We start from the raw sequence: 17,144 nt of genomic DNA on the forward strand, positions 1-17,144 counted from the left end.
GCGGCCCGAGTCACACCGCCACACCCGTGACCGGGGCCATACGTACGGGTAACTTCCCAAGCAGGTCCGCCCACAAGAATAAAAAGTCTCTCGTACTCCCACCCGCCACCCGACCGCCGCCCCTCAACGAGGCGCTTCGCGCCGCCCATTCGACTGGAGCCGTCATGCCGGAAGCCGTCATCGTCTCGACCGCCCGCTCGCCCATCGGACGCGCCTTCAAGGGCTCCCTCAAGGAGCTCCGGGCGGACGATCTCACCGCCACGATCATCCAGGCCGCACTGGCCAAGATCCCCGAGCTGGACCCGCGGGACATCGACGACCTGATGCTCGGCTGCGGTCTGCCCGGTGGCGAGCAGGGCAACAACCTGGGGCGGATCGTCGCCGTACAGATGGGCATGGATTACCTGCCGGGCTGCACGATCACCCGTTACTGTTCCTCCTCGCTCCAGACCTCCCGCATGGCGCTGCACGCCATCAAGGCGGGCGAGGGCGACGTCTTCATCTCGGCCGGCGTCGAGATGGTCTCCCGGTTCACCAAGGGCAACTCGGACTCGCTGCCCGACACGCGCAACCCCTTCTTCGCCGAGGCCGAGGCGCGTACCGCCGCCGTCGCCGAGCAGGAGGGCACCTCGTGGCACGACCCGCGCGAGGACGGTCTCGTGCCGGACGCCTACATCTCGATGGGGCAGACCGCCGAGAACCTCGCCCGCCTGAAGGGCGTGACGCGCCAGGACATGGACGAGTTCGGCGTCCGTTCGCAGAACCTCGCCGAGGAAGCCCTCAAGAACGGCTTCTGGGAGCGCGAGATCACCCCGGTGACGCTGCCGGACGGCACGGTCGTCAGCAAGGACGACGGTCCGCGCGCGGGCGTGACGCTGGAGGGCGTCCAGGGGCTGAAGCCGGTGTTCCGTCCGGACGGACTGGTCACGGCCGGCAACTGCTGCCCGCTGAACGACGGCGCCGCGGCCGTCGTCGTCATGAGCGACACGAAGGCGCGCGAGCTGGGCCTCACGCCGCTGGCCCGCATCGTGTCGACGGGCGTCTCCGGCCTCTCCCCCGAGATCATGGGCCTCGGCCCGGTCGAGGCGAGCCGCCAGGCACTGCGCCGCGCCGGCCTCACCGTCGACGACATCGACCTGGCGGAGATCAACGAGGCGTTCGCCGCCCAGGTGATCCCCTCCTACCGCGACCTGGGCATCCCGCTGGAGAAGATCAACGTGAACGGTGGCGCCATCGCCGTCGGCCACCCCTTCGGCATGACGGGCGCCCGCATCACCGGCACGCTCATCAACTCCCTCCAGTTCCACGACAAGCAGTTCGGCCTGGAGACGATGTGCGTCGGCGGCGGCCAGGGCATGGCGATGGTCATCGAGCGCCTGAGCTGACCCCGAGGCCCCCACCCCTGATTCCGCACCGTAGTTGACCGGAGACCGCGGGTGAGAAAACGGCCTGGAACCCTTCAACCACCGGGGTTCCGGGCCGTTTTGTGATCCAATCTCGCCCAGGATGTGACCTATCTCGCTCCGACGGGGTATTTGCGCAGGTCACAACATGTTCGACCCTAAACCACAGGCCCAAAGTCCTGTCCGTTTCGTGACGTTACGCACTGACAGGTGGTTAGTCCACCCTTCAAGCTGATGTAGGAAGTCGGGGGTCGACTTTGAACCGGGAGTACGTCAGTGAGCGCTATGCCTCTTGCTCTGCTGCTCGCCACAGCCACCATCACCACGGCCGTGGGCGTCGCCGTTCTGCGCACCCTGCTGGGGCTGCGTCGACAGATCACGGCCCTGCACGCGGAGCTCGCCGCCCAGAGTCTCGCCGTCGGCGCGCACCATCTCGTACCGCAGGCCCGCACCCACTCGGACACCGCCGAGATACGCGCTGCGGTGGCCGAGGCGCTCGCCGAGGAGCGGGAGCGGGAGCTTGCCGAGGCGCGCGCCTTCTGGGCCGCCCAGGAGGCACGTGACGCCGCTGACGCCCCCTCCCTGCTCGGCCTCCCGGACAGCGAACTGTTCCTGCCGCGCCCGGCGGACTTCGCGGGCCTGGAGTCCCTGGAGCCGGTGACCGAGCCCAGCACCGACGTCGACGAGTTCACCGGGGAGTCCGCCGAACTGGCCGCCGCCCGTCGCCGGCACCCCTCGCACCCCGACTTCGTACCGGCCCAGTCGCCCGTCGTGAACGACCACGAACGCACGGTCGCCTGCCTCGAGGACCTCGCCGACTCCCGTACCGCCCTGGCGGACGTCCGCCCCGGCCCCCTGGGCACCCTCGACGTCTACGTCTTCACGGACGGTACGACCCTCTGCATGACCCCGGGCCACCGCGAGACGGCGGAACGTCTCTCCGCGGCCCTGCGCTCGGGCGCGGCCCCGGTCCTCCTGGGCGGCTCTGGCATCTCCGGCGCCTACTCCCTGACCTTCGAATGCGGCGAGGAAACGGTGTACGTACTGGCGGACAGGGTCATAGCGTCCCTGTAGTGGCAGAGCCCCGTCTTTCAGGAGCACGGGGGGACCGGCCGGCCTTTCAGGTTGGCGGCGCGGGAACCAGCCGGTCTTTCAGGGGCGCGGGGACTGCACGACAAGCCCCCACCGGCCTGACAGCCGAAAACGCACCCCTCAAACCCCGGCCCGCCGCTGAGCCTCCGCCACAAGAGCCAACGCCGAAGCCAACTCCCCCTCCCCCCGCAAGACCAACGCCAGATCCCGCGAAGCAAGAGTCACCTGATCCGCCGCCGCGAACATCCCCACATCAGGCATCACCCGAGGCTCCTCCCCCGGCGACTCCAGCAACTGCGCCCGCCGCGCCAACTCCCTGGCCAGCCCCAGCGCCTCCGCCGCCGCCCCCCTCTGCAGTCGGCTCTGCGGCGCCGCCCGCAACCGGTCGGCAAAGTGATCCACTGCAAGCGTCAAAGGCGAGGTATCCAGCACGCCGCGAGACTACGCGTCGCAACCGGACTGTTGCCAACGCCCCAACCCTCAGGCACCGTGGCGTGAAGGACCGGCTTACATCCCCTTTGCGTCCGGAGGCGCCGATGTCCCACGTCCTCTCCGAGGAGACCCACCGCAACATGCTCGCCCGCATCCCCCAATGCACCGGTCGTGAAGTGTCCGACTGGTTGCGCACCGTCGACGAAGGCCCCTCCCTCTTCCGCTTCGAGGAGAAGGTCAGCTGGCTCCGGCACGAGCACAATCTCGCGTACGGACACGCCAAGGCGATCATTCACGAGTACGACCTGAGGAGGGCCGCGCGCAAGCTCCTCTGAGAGCACCGCTCTCCCAGGACCGAGAAGCGCACCGACACCACGACGAAGGGCCCCGGGACGAACCCGGGGCCCTTCTGGTACCACTGCTTACCGCCGGCTACTGCCTGGCGTACTAGTCGTTGCCCTGCAGGATGGCGATCAGCCGCAGGAACTCCAGGTAGATCCAGACCAGCGTCATCGTCAGACCGAAGGCGGCGAGCCAGGCCTCCTCGCGCGGCGCGCCGTAGGCGATGCCGTCCTCGACCTGCTTGAAGTCGAGGGCGAGGAAGCACGCACCGAGCAGGATGCCGATGATGCCGAACACGATGCCGAGGCCGCCGCTGCGGAAGCCGAGGCCGTCACCGCCGCCGAACACCGCGAACAGCAGGTTCACGGCCATCAGCAGCACGAAGCCGAGCGCCGCCGCCATCACGAAGCCGTAGAAGCGGCGGTTGACGCGGATCCAGCCCGCCTTGTACGCCACGAGTACGGCGGTGAAGACCGCCATCGTGCCGATCACGGCCTGCATGGCCGCACCGCTCGCGATGCGGTTGTCGACGACGCTGGAGACGACACCGAGGAAGACACCCTCGAGCGCCGCGTACGTCACGATCAGCGCGGGCGAGGCCTTGCGCTTGAACGACTGGACCAGGCCCAGGACCATCGCGACGAGACCGGCGCCGATGGCGATGCCGTAGGACTTGCTGATGTTCGCGTCGTCCACGGGCAGCAGCGCCCAGGCGAGGGCCGCCGTGACGACCAGCACACCGAGCGTGGTGGCCGTCCGCATGACGACGTCGTCCATCGTCATCCGGCCGGTGGAGACCGGGGCCTGCGGTGCGCCGTGCTGAACGTCCTGCTGCGCGTAGGGGTTGGTCGCGTACGGGTTGCCGCCCTGCTGGGCGTGCGGGTCCGCATACGGGTTGCCCGGCTGCGTACCGACAGCTGCTCCCCCGGCCTGCGGCGCGGTGTTGAAGCCCGCGTAGCCGTTGTCGCGGCTGAACCCCCGTCGCGAGAAGACCGGGTTGCTGCTCCTCATTTCACTCCTCCATGGCCACCGTGTGTGGGCCTTGGGCTCAAGAGTAATGGGTGGGCAAAGGATTGACCCTAGTGCTTGGGGAGGATCTTTCCCTTGTCCCTGTCGCGAACACGCTACGCGCCCCCCTGATTCCCGGCTATGGAGGCCCGGGACCATGACCAACCCGGTACGAAGCCGAGACCACCCGCTGATCAGCGACCGTCCCGGTCGCCCACAGCGTTCTCCGCCGCGCTCGTCACAGGGGGAAGCCCGTGTACCCCTCGGCGAGGTCGGTCTCCGCCGAACGGGCTCCGGCGATCCGTTCCAGCCGGGCCAGCTGGAGCCGGTCCTCGAAGGGGGTGGCGTCCGGTGTCCGGTGGAGGAGGGTCGTCATGTCGTACGAGAACCGCTCCGCCTGCCAGACCCGGCGCAGACAGGTCTCGGAGTAGGCGTCGAGCAGTTCGGCCGACCCCGTCTCCTTCTGGTGTGTCAGTGCGCGTGCGAACGTCACGACGTCGCCGACGGCGAGGTTGAGTCCCTTGGCGCCGGTGGGCGGCACGATGTGCGCGGCGTCGCCGGCCAGGAACAGCCGGCCGTACCGCATCGGCTCGTGGACGTAGCTGCGCATCGGGGTGACGGACTTCTGGGTGATGGGCCCCCGGTCGAGCTTCCAGCCGTCGGCGGTCTCGAAGCGCCGCTCCAGCTCGTCCCAGATCTCCTCGTCGCTCCACGCGTCGGCGTCGGTGCCGTCCGGCACCTGGAGGTAGAGACGGGAGACGGAGGGGGAGCGCATGGACAGCAGGGCGAAGCCGCGGTCGTGGCGGGCGTAGACCAGCTCGTCGTGCGAGGGCGGTACGTCGGCGAGGATGCCGAGCCAGCCGAAGGGGTACGACCGTTCGAAGACCCGGGTGAGTTCGGCGGGGATCGCCGTACGGGCCACTCCCCAGAAGCCGTCGCACCCGACGACGTAATCGCACTCCAGGACGTCCTCGCGCCCCTCGTGCCGGAACCGCACACGCGGGCTGTCGCTGTCGGCACCCTCCACCGCTAGCGCCTCCGCCTCGAAGAGCAGCGGGCCGCCCTCGGCCAGCTGGAGGGCGATGAGGTCCTTGCAGACCTCGGTCTGCGCGTACACCATCACGGACCGGCCGCCGGTGAGGGCGGGGAAGTCGACGCGGTGGCGCTTCTTGTCGTAGCGCAGCTCGATGCCGTCGTGGCGCAGGCCCTCCCGGTCCATGCGCGCGCCGGCTCCGGCCTCGCGCAGCACGTCGACGGTTCCCTGCTCCAGGATCCCGGCCCGCTGCCGCTGCTCCACGTACTGTCGGTCACGGCTCTCCAGGACGACCGAGTCGATACCGGCGTTGTGCAGCAGCCGGGCGAGCAGGAGCCCGGCGGGGCCGGCTCCGATGATGCCGACGGTGGTACGCATCGGTCGTTCCCTTCACGCGGTCAGGTCCAGCGGGAATTGTTCGTGCAGTGAAATTTTCTTCACGAAGCACCTACGAAGAGTCTCTGACCGCACACGCCCGCTGTCAACGGTTCCGTGGTGAAGACCTCAATGAAGGCAGCACCGACAAATCCGGCAAACTGCAGTCGAAAGTGCCCGGAGCCGGACTTGAACCGGCACGCCCGCGAAGGGGCAGCGAGGTTTAAGCTCGCCGTGTCTGCATTCCACCATCCGGGCAGGCCCTGGGCTCCGCATCGAGGTTCCGAGCCTATCGGGACGCCCCACCCGAACTGCGGGTGAGGGCCCCGATGTTGTCTTATTTTATTGACTTCTGAGGGTGCATCAGCACCTGGAACGAGCCATCCGCACTTGCCAATAGCCTTTCGCGAGGCAGCCCGGCGCGCATGCGGAATGACGGAATTTCACCGTCCGAACAAGGGGGCTCCACCTGTTCTTGCCATTTCCCCGTGCGGGGGCTCTGGGGGACAGCCGTCATCCCCAGGTATGACACGGGCCCGTCGGGTCCCTCCCGAGTCTGCCTTCGGAACCAGAACTACGGCTGACTACACAGCGGCCCCCGGCCCTGACGATGGTTCACGTGGTTGACGAGCTTCGCCTCGAACCCATCGCCGCGCCCACCCTCCCGACAGGAGCCCGCCCGTGACCGCCAGCACCCCCCTCGCCGACCGGACCACCACCTCGGTGGCCGCCCGTGCCACGGAACTGTCCAAGGTCTACGGGCAGGGCGAGACGCAGGTCGTCGCCCTCGACCGGGTGTCCGTGGACTTCCGGCAGGCCGAGTTCACCGCGATCATGGGCCCGTCCGGCTCCGGCAAGTCCACGCTCATGCACTGCGTGGCGGGCCTCGACTCCTTCTCGTCCGGCTCCGTGCGCATCGGCGACACCGAGCTGGGCTCCCTCAAGGACAAGCAGCTCACCAAGTTGCGCCGGGACAAGATCGGCTTCATCTTCCAGGCCTTCAACCTGCTGCCGACGCTGACGGCCCTCGAGAACATCACCCTCCCGATGGACATCGCGGGCCGCAAACCCGACAAGGAGTGGCTGGATTCGGTGATCTCGATGATCGGCCTCGCCGACCGGCTCCGCCACCGTCCCTCCCAGCTCTCCGGCGGCCAGCAGCAGCGCGTCGCCGTGGCCCGGGCGCTGGCCTCCCGCCCCGACATCATCTTCGGCGACGAGCCGACCGGGAACCTCGACTCCCGCGCGGGCGCCGAGGTACTGGGCTTCCTGCGCAACTCCGTACGGGAACTGGGGCAGACGGTCGTGATGGTCACCCACGACCCGGTGGCGGCGGCGTACGCGGACCGGGTGGTGTTCCTCGCGGACGGCCGGATCGTGGACGAGCTGCACGGTCCGACGGCGGACGGCGTCCTGGACCGCATGAAGCGGCTGGACACGCGGGCAGTCCGCACCAGCTGACAGCCCCTACGCCCCTACGCCCCTACGCCAACGACCTCGATGGACTGAGACGAACCCATGTTCCGTACCGCCCTGCGCAACGTACTCGCGCACAAGGCCAGGCTTCTGATGACCGTGCTCGCCGTGATGCTAGGCGTGGCGTTCGTGTCCGGGACCCTCGTCTTCACCAACACCCTCTCGAACGCCCTCCAGAACAGCTCCGCCAAGGGCTTCGACCAGGTCGACGTCGCCGTGCAGCCGGGCTACCAGGAGGATGTGGGCGACAAGATCGGCAAGACCCCGGAGCTGACGCAGGCCCTGCTCGACCGGAGCGCGAAGGTACCGGGCGCCGCCTCCGCCATCGGGGTCGTGACCGGCTTCACCGCCATCGCCGACAAGGACGGCAAGCTCGTCGGGGGCGGTTTCCAGTCACAGGGCGGGAACTACTGGGGCACCAAGGACGCCCGGTACCCGCTGAAGGACGGCGTCGCGCCCAAGGGCGCCGGACAGGTCGCCCTGGACGCGAGGACCGCCGAGCGGGCCGGCTACAAGGTCGGCGACACCGTGCGCCTGTCGGTGGACGGCCCGGTGCTCTCCCCCACCGTCTCCGGCATCTTCACCACGGACGACGGCAACGTGACGGCGGGCGGCAGCCTCGCCCTCTTCGACACGGCGACCGCGCAGAAGCTGTTCGGCAAGCAGGGCACGTACGACGAGATCGACGTCAAGGCGGCGGCCGGCACGAGCCAGAGCGCGCTCAAGGCGGCCCTCGACAAGGCCCTGCCGCGGGACACCGTCGAGACCACGACCCGCGCACAGCTCGCCGGCGACCAGGCGGAGATCATCGCCGCGTCGATGAGCGGCCTGAAGCAGGGCCTGCTGGTCTTCGCCGGTATCGCGCTGTTCGTCGGTACGTTCATCATCGCCAACACCTTCACCATGCTGGTCGCCCAGCGCACCAAGGAACTCGCGCTGATGCGGGCGGTCGGCGCCTCGCGTCGGCAGGTCACAAGGTCGGTGCTGATCGAGGCGTTCGTGGTCGGCGCGGTGGCGGCGGTGACCGGGCTGGTCGCGGGCATCGGCATCGGGGCCGGGCTGAAGGCCCTGCTGGGCACGCTCGGCGCGACCGTGCCCGACGGACCGCTGATCGTCACACCGGGCACGGTCGGCGCAGCCCTCGCCGTCGGCATCCTGATCACCATGCTGGCGGCCTGGCTCCCCGGCCGCCGTGCCGCGAAGATTCCGCCGGTCGCCGCGATGAGCAGCGTCCACGCGACGGCGACGACCAAGTCTCTGGTGCTGCGCAACACGCTCGGCGCGCTGTTCTCGGGCGCGGGTGTCGCCGTGGTCCTCGCGGCCACGACGATGAGCGGCTCGGACGGTCAGGCCCCCATGGGCATCGGCGCGGGACTGCTCATCATCGGCGTCTTCATCCTCACCCCGCTGCTGTCCCGCCCGCTGATCGCCGCCGCCGCGCCGCTCATGCGCGTGTTCGGTGTCGCCGGGAAACTGGCCCGCCAGAACTCGGTCCGCAACCCCCGTCGTACGGCGGCCACGGCCTCCGCGCTGATGATCGGGCTCACGCTCATCACCGGGATGACGGTGATGGCGGGCAGCCTGCAGAAGTCGATCGACAAGATGGCCACGTCCGCGATCAGGGCCGACTACGTCGTCAAGCTGGCCAACGGCAACGACCTCTCCCCCGACGTCGCCCGGACACTGGCGAAGACGCCCGGGGTGACCGCCCTCAGCTCCACGCGCCGCGCGTCCGTACGCATCGACCGTACGACGGAGTCGGTGACCGGCGTCACCGGCAGCACGATCGGCGAGCTGACGAGGCTGCCCGTCGACGAGGGCACGTTCAAGGTCGGCGGCGCACAGGTGGTCGTCGACGAAAGGACGGCCAAGTACCGCAACTGGAAGGCCGGTTCGACCTTCACCGCCGGCTACCAGGACGGCCGGAAGCAGCAGCTGACGGTGTCGGGCGTGTACCAGAGCAACGAGATGTTCTACGGCATCATTCTCGACAACACCCTGATCGCCGCGCACGGGACCGACGCGGACCGCCTGTCGGACGCGCAGATCATGGTGAAGACGTCGGGCGGTGCGACGGGCGCGACGAAGGACAGGCTGGAGAAGGCACTGGGCTCCAACCCGGCGATCAAGATCCAGGACAAGAAGGACGTCTCCAACGAGACCGCGCAGGATCTGACGCTGATGCTGAACATGCTCTACGGCCTGCTGGCCATGGCGATCCTGGTCGCGGTCCTCGGGGTCATCAACACCCTGGCCATGTCGGTCTTCGAACGCTCCCAGGAGATCGGCATGCTCCGCGCGATCGGTCTCGACCGCAAGGGCATCAAGCGGATGGTCCGCCTGGAGTCCCTGGTCATCTCCCTCTTCGGCGGTGTCCTGGGCATCGGCCTGGGCGTGTTCTTCGGCTGGGCGGCCGGCGAACTGATGGGCACGAGCCTGCCGACGTACGAACTCGTCCTGCCCTGGGCCAGGATGGCGCTCTTCCTGCTCCTCGCCGCCACGGTGGGCGTCCTGGCGGCCCTGTGGCCTGCCCGCCGCGCGGCCCGCCTGAACATGCTGACGGCGATCAAGGCGGAGTAGGCACGGCCTCAGGCGATCAGGAGATACGGCAGTTGGGCCCCGCTGACGAGCAGCGGGGCCCAACTGCCTTCTCCCTCCCTGCCCTCAGTTCCAGGCACGGGAGCGCAGAGGCATCCCGGAGGCGCCCGACCCGGAGGTCCGCACGGCGAGGACCTGGTTGACGCCGAGGCGGTTGTGTTCGAAGGCGAGGGCGGAGGCGGCCATGTACAGCCGCCAGACGCGGGCGCGCCCCGGGCCGGCGAGCTGCTGGGCCCGCGCCCAGTCGGCCTCCAGACCGGTCACCCACTGCCGCAGGGTCAGCGCGTAGTGCTCCCGGATCGACTCGACGTCACGCACCTCGAACCCGGCCCGCTCGAGCTGGGTGACGGTGGTGCCGACGGGTGCGAGTTCGCCGTCCGGGAAGACGTACGCGTCGATGAACCCGTCGAGGCTGTACGCGTCCTCGTCCGACTGCGGCCGACGGGCGATCTGGTGATTGAGCAGCCGCCCGCCCGGCTTGAGCAGGGCGTACAGCTCACGCGCGTACGCCAGGTACTGCTCGCTCCCCACATGCTCGGCCATGCCCACGGAGGAGACGGCGTCGAAGGGTCCGTCGGAGACGTCCCGGTAGTCCTCCACCCGGATCTCGACCCGGTCGGTGAGCCCCTCGTCCGCGACGCGCTTACGGGCGTACGCGGCCTGCTCCTGCGAGAGCGTGACACCGACCACCTGTACGCCGTACTCCCGGGCGGCGTGGACGGCGAGGGAGCCCCAGCCGCAGCCGACGTCGAGGAGGCGCAGGCCGGGCGTCAGGGCGAGCTTGCGGCAGATGAGGTCGAGCTTGTCGCGCTGGGCGTCCTCGAGGGTGGTGGTGCCGTCCGGGGTCTCCCAGTAGGCGCAGGAGTACACCATGGACGGGCCGAGGACGAGTCCGTAGAAGTCGTTGCCGACGTCGTAGTGGTGGCTGACGGCACGTTTGTCGGTGCCTCTGGTGTGCCGGCGCCGTCGCAGGCGTGGCACCTCCTCGCGGGGCGGGGAGGGGGGAACAGGGAGCCCGGCCATCTTCACGAGCCCGCCCACCGCGGCCCGCGCCCCGGGTTCGCGCAGGGTCTCGGCGAGGCTCCGGGCGTCCTCGCCGCGTTCCCAGACCAGCCCGGACAGCAGGTCGAGGGCGGCGTAGAAGTCCCCCTCGATGTCCAGGTCACCGGCGACCCAGGCCCGGGCAAGCCCCAGCTCGCCGGGTTTCCACAGCAGTCGGCGCAGGGCGCGACGGTTGCGGATGACCAGCGTGGGGGCGCCCGGCGGCCCGGCCTGCGAACCGTCCCAGGCGCGGATGCGCATCGGGAGCGGAACCCCCAACAACTGTTCGGCGAAGCTCTGCAGCCGCGACGCGGCTTCGGGCATGGCGCACACCTCCGTTACGACACAACCGGGAATGTCCAACACCCACAGAAACACCAACAGCTCGGACTCGCCCTTTTTTTCAGCCCGTCCGGCGTTTGAGGACAAGGCCCGTTCAGGGCCGTAGGGGGGTCTGGGGGCGCAGCCCCCAGGAAGGGATGGGACGGGTAGGGGCGGCGGGGGCGAAAAAACCCCTGAAGGGGCCACCCGCACCACGGATGGCGGGCAGCCCCTTCAGGGATATCTCTCACTGACCGGAGGTCAGGACGTGCAGGCGGAGCTCAGGAGGCCTTGGCCTCGGTCTTCTCCTCGACCTTCTTCGCCGCGGCGACCGGCGCCGGCTTGGCAGCCTCGTAGAACTCCTCACGAGGAGTCTCCAGCGCGCCGAGCGCGACAACCTCACGCTTCAGGAACATCGCGAGCGTCCAGTCCGCGAACACCCGGATCTTCCGGTTCCACGTCGGCATCGCGAGCCCGTGGTAGCCACGGTGCATGTACCACGCGAGACGGCCCTTGAGCTTGATCTTGATCTTGCCCATGACGATCATCGCGACGCCCTTGTGCAGGCCGAGACCCGCGACAGCGCCCTTGTTGGAGTGCGAGTACTCCTTCTGCGGGAAGCCCCGCATACCGGAGACCACGTTGTCGCCGAGGACCTTCGCCTGACGCAGCGCGTGCTGCGCGTTCGGCGGGCACCAGGCGTTCTCCACGCCGGCCTTGCGGGCGGCCACGTCCGGCACCTGGGCGTTGTCGCCAGCGGCCCAGATGTAGTCCGTACCCGTGACCTGGAGGGTCGGCTGCGCGTCCACGTGACCGCGCGGGCCCAGCGGCAGGCCGAACCGCGACAGGACCGGGTTGGGCTTGACGCCCGCGGTCCACACCACGGTGTTGGAGTCGACCTCGAGGCCGTTCTTCAGAACGACATGGCCGTCGACACACGAGTCCATGGACGTCGAGAGGTAGATCTCGACCCCGCGGCTCTCGAGGTGCTCCTTGCCGTACTGGCCCAGCTTCGGGCCGACCTCGGGAAGGATCTTGTCGGCGGCGTCGACGAGAACGAACCGCATGTCCTCACGGGACACGCTGGTGTAGTACTTCGCCGCGTCGCGCGCCATGTCCTCGACCTCACCGATGGTCTCCGCACCCGCGAAGCCACCGCCGACGAAGACGAAGGTGAGCGCCTTGCGGCGGATCTCCTCGTCGGTCGTCGAGTCGGCCTTGTCCAGCTGCTCGAGGACGTGGTTGCGCAGGCCGATGGCCTCCTCGATGCCCTTCATACCGATGCCCTGCTCGGCGAGGCCGGGGATCGGGAAGGTGCGGGAGACCGCGCCCATGGCGATGACGAGGTAGTCGAAAGGCAGCTCGTACGCCTCACCCACGAGGGGGGCTACGCGAGCGACCTTGCGGTCCTGGTCGATGGTGGTGACCCGACCGGTGAGAACTTCCGCCTTGGGCAGCACACGTCGCAGCGGTACGACGACGTGGCGCGGCGAAATGCTGCCGGCGGCGGTTTCGGGGAGGAAGGGCTGGTAGGTCATGTACGACCGGGGGTCGACGACCGTGACGGTCGCCTCGCCGTAGCGCATCTTCTTGAGGATGCGCCGAGCTGCGTACAGGCCTACGTACCCACCGCCTACTACGAGGATCCTGGGACGCTCCGTGGTGCTCATGCCATCGAGTATGTACCCGGCCCAGGGGGGTCGCTCGTGCGCCCCTTCACAAGCTTATGTGCCCCCTCTGTTACACTGCGCGACTCGCTTCGCCGGGGCCGTGCTCCGCGAGGGGGACCAGAGGGCGGTACGCCCCGATGTCAATGCCGCGTGAACTGCTCTTCCGGGCCGCCGGGGGGACTGGACCAGCCCCCTGCAACACCCCCTGGAATCACCGCCGGAACGCTCCCCCGAGCAGGCTCCCACCCCAGGTGAGCCCCCGAAATGGCCCTCCGGACGATGTTCGTCGCCCAACAGGACCGAATTCCTTGTGAAGAACTTCACGAAGTTTCCCGAGGGGGCGTCACCAGGGGGCCGCAAAGACCCCCCGCCAGTGCGCTCATACGTTGTACGGCCTGCTCAGCCGAGGGTCACGCGAGCGAAAAAGCGATGCCGTCGAGGATGTCGTGCTCGCTCACGACGACCTCCGAAGCACCGATCCGTTCCATGATCGAAAGCAGTACCAGAGCCCCCGCGCCGATCACGTCGACCCGCCCCGGATGCATCGACGGGATCGCCGCGCGTTCGGCGTGCGTGGAGCGCAGAAGGGTCTCGGTGATCTCGCGGACGCGGTCGTAGGAGACCCGGGAGTGGTGGATGGCCGCGGAGTCGTACTCGGCCAGGTTCTGCGCGATCGCCGACACCGTCGTGACGGACCCCGCGAGCCCCACCAGCGTGCGCGCCTCGCCCAGCGGCACGGTCTGCTCCGCCAGGTCGAGGGCGGCCTCGATGTCGGCCCGCACAGCGGCGATCCGCTCCTCCCCCGGCGGGTCCAGGACCACCCCGTCCCGCACCAGGTGCCGCTCGGTCATCCGTACGCATCCGATGTCCACGGACCGCGCCCCGCGCACCCGGTCGTCGCCGACCACGAACTCGGTCGAACCGCCGCCGATGTCCACGACGAGGTAGGGCGTGGCGAGGTCGTCGCGCCCCGCCAGTTCCCTGGTGGCGCCGGTGAAGGACAGCTCGGCCTCCTGCTCGCCCGAGGCGACCTCGGGCTCGACACCCAGGATGTCCAGAACCCCTCGTACGAACTCGTCCCTGTTCTCCGCGTCCCGCGAGGCGGAGGTCGCGACGAAGCGCAGCCGCTCGGCGCCGTGCTCCTTGATGATCCCGGCGTACTCCCGGCACGCCGCGAAGGTCCGCTCCAGCGCCTCGGGGGCCAGCCGCCCCGTACGGTCGACGCCCTGCCCGAGGCGGACGATGGTCATCCGCCGGTCCAGGTCGACGAGCGCACCGCTGTCCGGGTCGACATCGGCGACGAGGAGACGGATCGAGTTCGTACCGCAGTCGATGGCGGCGACACGGGTCATGGTCAGTCCATTCCAGCCCGTCCGGCGCTTGCAGACGAGCACGTTCAGCGGTCCATTCCAGCCCGTCCGGCGTTTGAGGACGAGCGCGTCAGCGCGAAAGGGGGGTCTGGGGGCGCAGCCCCCAGGAAGGGATGGGACGGGTAGGGGCGGCGGGGGCGAAACTCACTCCCCCGACACCACGCACGTCCCCTTCGCCCACCACTCCGGCAGCATCGCGATCGCCTCGTCGCCGAGGGGATTCACCCCCGGCCCGGCGGCCAGGGAGTGCGCCACCAGCACATGCAGGCACTTCACCCGGTCCGGCATCCCACCCGCGCTCGGAAACCCGCTCAGCACCTCGATCTCGTCCCGGCGCCGGATGTAGTCCTCGTGCGCGGCCCGGTACGAGGCGGCCAGCTCGGGGTCCGTCGCCAGCCGTTCCGTCATCTCCTTCATCACGCCGTTCGCCTCCAGCGTGCCGATCGCCGAGTTGGCGCGCGGGCACGTCAGGTAGTACGTCGTGGGGAAGGGCGTGCCGTCCGGCAGCCGCGGAGCCGTCTCGACGACGTCCGGCTGCCCGCAGGGGCACCGGTGCGCGATGGCGCGCAGCCCGCGCGGGGGGCGGCCCAGCTGCTCCTTGAAGGCCTCGACGTCCGCGTCGGTCGGCTCGGTGCGCGGGGTGGAAGGCGGGGGCGTGTCCATACCTGTCTTTTCTGTTCCGTTCACTTCACTGATCGGCCGCTGAGTGACCGATTCACCGGTAGGCGGCGTCGGCCTTGTCCACGCCGTCCCAGACGTTCGCGTACCAGGGGCGGTCGGCCGCGCCCAGGTCGACGCGCGACTGCTTCGCCGCGTCCGGGTCGATCACGACGTAACCGGTCTCGCCCGGCATCACATAGTGCAGCCGCTGCCGGATCTGCTGTTCCGCGTACGCGTCGTCCTGCCAGCGTGCCTTCAGGTCGCGGAGTTGTTCGACCCGCCGGCTGGCCTGGTCGCGTTCGCGTTCCGTCTCGGCGATGTCGGCGCGCTGGGAGACGTACTGCCTTATCGGGTAGGCGAGGGCCACGACCAGCGTGCACAGGACAAGGGCGAGCAGGGCCGCCCGGCCGGTCAGGCGGGAGCGGCGGGCCTGGCGCTTGGTCTGCGAACGGTAGACGCGGGCCGCCGTCTGCTCGCCGAGCGCTTTGATCCTGGTCGCGGTGGAGAACCGGTCCCGGTTGGTCACTGATGCTCACCTCGCAGCTCTGCGCCGGTCACACTCGCGCGCCTGATCTTTTCGGCCGGGGGTCCGGGGGTTGTCCCCCGGGAAGGCACAGTACGGCCATGTTCCCCGCCTCCCGTTCACACGCGCGTACGCCCCCGCACACGGTACGGGACCGCGTACGGGGACGTACGTACGACGCTGCCTAAGCCTCTGCCGCTACGGCTGCTCAGCCCTTGAAGCGCGGGAAGGCGCTGCGGCCGGCGTACACCGCCGCGTCGTCGAGGATCTCCTCGATGCGCAGGAGCTGGTTGTACTTGGCGACGCGGTCCGAGCGGGCCGGGGCGCCGGTCTTGATCTGGCCGCAGTTCACGGCGACGGCGAGGTCGGCGATGGTGACGTCCTCGGTCTCGCCGGAGCGGTGGGACATCATGCACTTGAAGCCGTTGCGCTGGGCCAGCTCGACGGCGTCCAGGGTCTCGGTCAGCGAGCCGATCTGGTTGACCTTGACGAGCAGGGCGTTCGCGGAGCCCTCCTCGATGCCACGGGCGAGGCGCTCCGGGTTGGTGACGAAGAGGTCGTCGCCGACGATCTGGACCTTGTCGCCCAGCTTGCCGGTGATGGTCTTCCAGCCGTCCCAGTCGTCCTCGTACAGCGGGTCCTCGATGGAGATGAGCGGGTACGCGGAGACGAGCTCCTCGTAGTACTCGGTCATCTCGGCGGCCGTGCGGGACTTGCCCTCGAACTCGTACTTGCCGTCCTTGTAGAACTCGGACGCGGCGACGTCGAGCGCCAGGCCGATCTGCTCGCCGGGCACGTAACCTGCCTGCTTGATGGCCTCGATGATGAGGTCGAGCGCGGCGCGGTTGGACTCCAGGTTCGGGGCGAAGCCGCCCTCGTCGCCGAGACCGGTGGACAGGCCCTTGGTCTTCAGCACCTTCTTGAGGGTGTGGTAGATCTCCGCGCCCCAGCGCAGCGCCTCGGAGAAGGACTCCGCGCCGATCGGGGCGATCATGAACTCCTGGATGTCGACGTTGGAGTCCGCGTGGGAGCCACCGTTGAGGATGTTCATCATCGGAACGGGCAGCAGGTGCGCGTTCGGGCCGCCGAGGTAGCGGAAGAGGGGCAGGTCGCTGGCCTCGGACGCGGCGTGGGCGACGGCGAGCGAGACACCGAGGATGGCGTTGGCGCCGAGGGAGCCCTTGTTGTCGGTGGCGTCCAGGTCGAACATGGCCTGGTCGATCAGCCGCTGCTCGGTGGCGTCGTAGCCGACGAGCTCCGGGCCGATCTGCTCGATGACGGCGAGGACGGCCTTCTCGACACCCTTGCCGAGGTAGCGGTTGGGGTCACCGTCGCGCAGCTCGATGGCCTCGAAGGCACCGGTGGAGGCGCCGGACGGGACGGCGGCACGACCGGTGCTGCCGTCATCGAGGCCGACCTCGACCTCGACGGTGGGGTTGCCTCGCGAGTCGAGGATTTCCCGGGCTACGACGACGTCGATGGACGGCACGAGCATCTCCTTATGGAATGTGACGCGGGGTACGCGGGGCTGCTGGGCCTCGCGGGTACGGGGCCGCGGCGGCTCCGCGATGATGAGCCTAACCGGCTCCGGGGGATCGGCCAGCCGTCCGACCACCCCGTGGACGGAACATGGACGGAACCGAGGGTAAACATTGTTCCCTCTGGGAACAAAAAGCCCCGCCCCGGTGCGTACGGGGGAGAACGGGTAGTGGATCGGGCCTAGTAAAACGTCCCTTTAAATCGAAGGCTGAGGGCCCGATCGACCCACTACATTAAAGGTCATCGGCGTTCATACCCTTT

The 17,144-nt window shown here is 69.1% G+C and carries 14 protein-coding genes and 1 tRNA gene; 5 read left to right on the top strand and 10 right to left on the bottom strand.

Features of this window, described 5'->3' with window-relative positions:
* Nucleotides 1-164 precede the first annotated feature (164 nt).
* Together PV396_RS38485 and PV396_RS38490 are read left to right on the top strand one after the other, a co-directional pair.
* Nucleotides 165-1,385, top strand: coding sequence for an acetyl-CoA C-acetyltransferase (locus tag PV396_RS38485; protein WP_319212819.1), 1,221 nt, complete (start codon nucleotides 165-167; stop codon nucleotides 1,383-1,385).
* Nucleotides 1,386-1,688: 303 nt separating this feature from the next.
* The gene (locus PV396_RS38490; protein ID WP_319212850.1) at nucleotides 1,689-2,477 is read left to right on the top strand and encodes a hypothetical protein; all 789 of its coding nucleotides are present in this window, start codon (nucleotides 1,689-1,691) and stop codon (nucleotides 2,475-2,477) included.
* A gap of 138 nt (nucleotides 2,478-2,615) precedes the next feature.
* Here the strand turns inward: PV396_RS38490 and PV396_RS38495 are convergent, their stop codons facing one another.
* Entirely contained in the window at nucleotides 2,616-2,927 is a 312-nt protein-coding gene (locus tag PV396_RS38495) for a hypothetical protein (protein ID WP_319212821.1), read from the bottom strand.
* Between the two features lie 104 nt (nucleotides 2,928-3,031).
* On the opposite strand from PV396_RS38495, the gene PV396_RS38500 reads away from it, so the two are divergent.
* Nucleotides 3,032-3,262 carry a DUF4287 domain-containing protein gene (locus tag PV396_RS38500; RefSeq protein ID WP_053742046.1) on the top strand — a complete coding sequence of 77 codons (231 nt, stop codon included), beginning with the start codon at nucleotides 3,032-3,034 and terminating at the stop codon, nucleotides 3,260-3,262.
* Nucleotides 3,263-3,374: 112 nt separating this feature from the next.
* Here PV396_RS38500 and PV396_RS38505 read toward each other — a convergent pair whose 3' ends face one another.
* The 3 genes from PV396_RS38505 to PV396_RS38515 all read right to left on the bottom strand — a co-directional run bounded on the left by PV396_RS38505 (nucleotide 3,375) and on the right by PV396_RS38515 (nucleotide 5,943).
* Nucleotides 3,375-4,280: a Bax inhibitor-1/YccA family protein gene (locus tag PV396_RS38505; protein ID WP_319212823.1), complete on the bottom strand. Its 906-nt coding sequence runs from the start codon at nucleotides 4,278-4,280 to the stop codon at nucleotides 3,375-3,377.
* 235 nt (nucleotides 4,281-4,515) lie between these two features.
* Nucleotides 4,516-5,688: a 4-hydroxybenzoate 3-monooxygenase gene (locus PV396_RS38510; protein WP_319212824.1), complete on the bottom strand. Its 1,173-nt coding sequence runs from the start codon at nucleotides 5,686-5,688 to the stop codon at nucleotides 4,516-4,518.
* A 171-nt stretch (nucleotides 5,689-5,859) separates the two neighbouring features.
* Nucleotides 5,860-5,943 (bottom strand) — tRNA-Leu (locus PV396_RS38515).
* 423 nt (nucleotides 5,944-6,366) lie between these two features.
* On the opposite strand from PV396_RS38515, the gene PV396_RS38520 reads away from it, so the two are divergent.
* Both PV396_RS38520 and PV396_RS38525 read left to right on the top strand, forming a co-directional pair.
* Nucleotides 6,367-7,146 (top strand): ABC transporter ATP-binding protein, encoded by a 780-nt coding sequence (locus tag PV396_RS38520; protein ID WP_319212827.1) that lies wholly within the window; start codon nucleotides 6,367-6,369, stop codon nucleotides 7,144-7,146.
* Between the two features lie 57 nt (nucleotides 7,147-7,203).
* Complete coding sequence (locus PV396_RS38525) at nucleotides 7,204-9,741, top strand: ABC transporter permease (RefSeq protein WP_319212829.1); 2,538 nt, start codon at nucleotides 7,204-7,206, stop codon at nucleotides 9,739-9,741.
* Nucleotides 9,742-9,825: 84 nt separating this feature from the next.
* On the opposite strand, the gene PV396_RS38530 is transcribed toward PV396_RS38525, so the two are convergent.
* From PV396_RS38530 to eno, 6 genes are all read right to left on the bottom strand, one after another.
* Nucleotides 9,826-11,124: a cyclopropane-fatty-acyl-phospholipid synthase family protein gene (locus PV396_RS38530; protein WP_319212831.1), complete on the bottom strand. Its 1,299-nt coding sequence runs from the start codon at nucleotides 11,122-11,124 to the stop codon at nucleotides 9,826-9,828.
* Between the two features lie 278 nt (nucleotides 11,125-11,402).
* Entirely contained in the window at nucleotides 11,403-12,791 is a 1,389-nt protein-coding gene (locus PV396_RS38535) for an NAD(P)/FAD-dependent oxidoreductase (protein ID WP_319212833.1), read from the bottom strand.
* 410 nt (nucleotides 12,792-13,201) lie between these two features.
* Nucleotides 13,202-14,143 (bottom strand): Ppx/GppA phosphatase family protein, encoded by a 942-nt coding sequence (locus PV396_RS38540; protein ID WP_319212835.1) that lies wholly within the window; start codon nucleotides 14,141-14,143, stop codon nucleotides 13,202-13,204.
* 162 nt (nucleotides 14,144-14,305) lie between these two features.
* Nucleotides 14,306-14,824, bottom strand: coding sequence for a DUF501 domain-containing protein (locus tag PV396_RS38545; RefSeq protein WP_319212836.1), 519 nt, complete (start codon nucleotides 14,822-14,824; stop codon nucleotides 14,306-14,308).
* 52 nt (nucleotides 14,825-14,876) lie between these two features.
* Complete coding sequence (locus tag PV396_RS38550) at nucleotides 14,877-15,347, bottom strand: septum formation initiator family protein (RefSeq protein WP_319212838.1); 471 nt, start codon at nucleotides 15,345-15,347, stop codon at nucleotides 14,877-14,879.
* Between the two features lie 205 nt (nucleotides 15,348-15,552).
* Nucleotides 15,553-16,833 carry a phosphopyruvate hydratase gene (gene eno, locus PV396_RS38555; protein ID WP_319212840.1) on the bottom strand — a complete coding sequence of 427 codons (1,281 nt, stop codon included), beginning with the start codon at nucleotides 16,831-16,833 and terminating at the stop codon, nucleotides 15,553-15,555.
* Nucleotides 16,834-17,144 lie beyond the last annotated feature (311 nt).

Source organism: Streptomyces sp. ME02-8801-2C, from assembly GCF_033793965.1.
In the GTDB taxonomy this organism is placed as follows: domain Bacteria; phylum Actinomycetota; class Actinomycetes; order Streptomycetales; family Streptomycetaceae; genus Streptomyces.

Coding starts and splice junctions, on each gene's coding strand:
- PV396_RS38525 (WP_319212829.1), top strand. CDS start 7,204: ATGTTCCGTACCGCCCTGCGCAACGTACTCGCGCACAAGGCCAGGCTT.
- PV396_RS38510 (WP_319212824.1), bottom strand. CDS start 5,688: ATGCGTACCACCGTCGGCATCATCGGAGCCGGCCCCGCCGGGCTCCTG.
- PV396_RS38540 (WP_319212835.1), bottom strand. CDS start 14,143: ATGACCCGTGTCGCCGCCATCGACTGCGGTACGAACTCGATCCGTCTC.
- PV396_RS38500 (WP_053742046.1), top strand. CDS start 3,032: ATGTCCCACGTCCTCTCCGAGGAGACCCACCGCAACATGCTCGCCCGC.
- PV396_RS38545 (WP_319212836.1), bottom strand. CDS start 14,824: ATGGACACGCCCCCGCCTTCCACCCCGCGCACCGAGCCGACCGACGCG.
- PV396_RS38505 (WP_319212823.1), bottom strand. CDS start 4,280: ATGAGGAGCAGCAACCCGGTCTTCTCGCGACGGGGGTTCAGCCGCGAC.
- PV396_RS38530 (WP_319212831.1), bottom strand. CDS start 11,124: ATGCCCGAAGCCGCGTCGCGGCTGCAGAGCTTCGCCGAACAGTTGTTG.
- PV396_RS38490 (WP_319212850.1), top strand. CDS start 1,689: ATGCCTCTTGCTCTGCTGCTCGCCACAGCCACCATCACCACGGCCGTG.
- PV396_RS38535 (WP_319212833.1), bottom strand. CDS start 12,791: ATGAGCACCACGGAGCGTCCCAGGATCCTCGTAGTAGGCGGTGGGTAC.
- PV396_RS38485 (WP_319212819.1), top strand. CDS start 165: ATGCCGGAAGCCGTCATCGTCTCGACCGCCCGCTCGCCCATCGGACGC.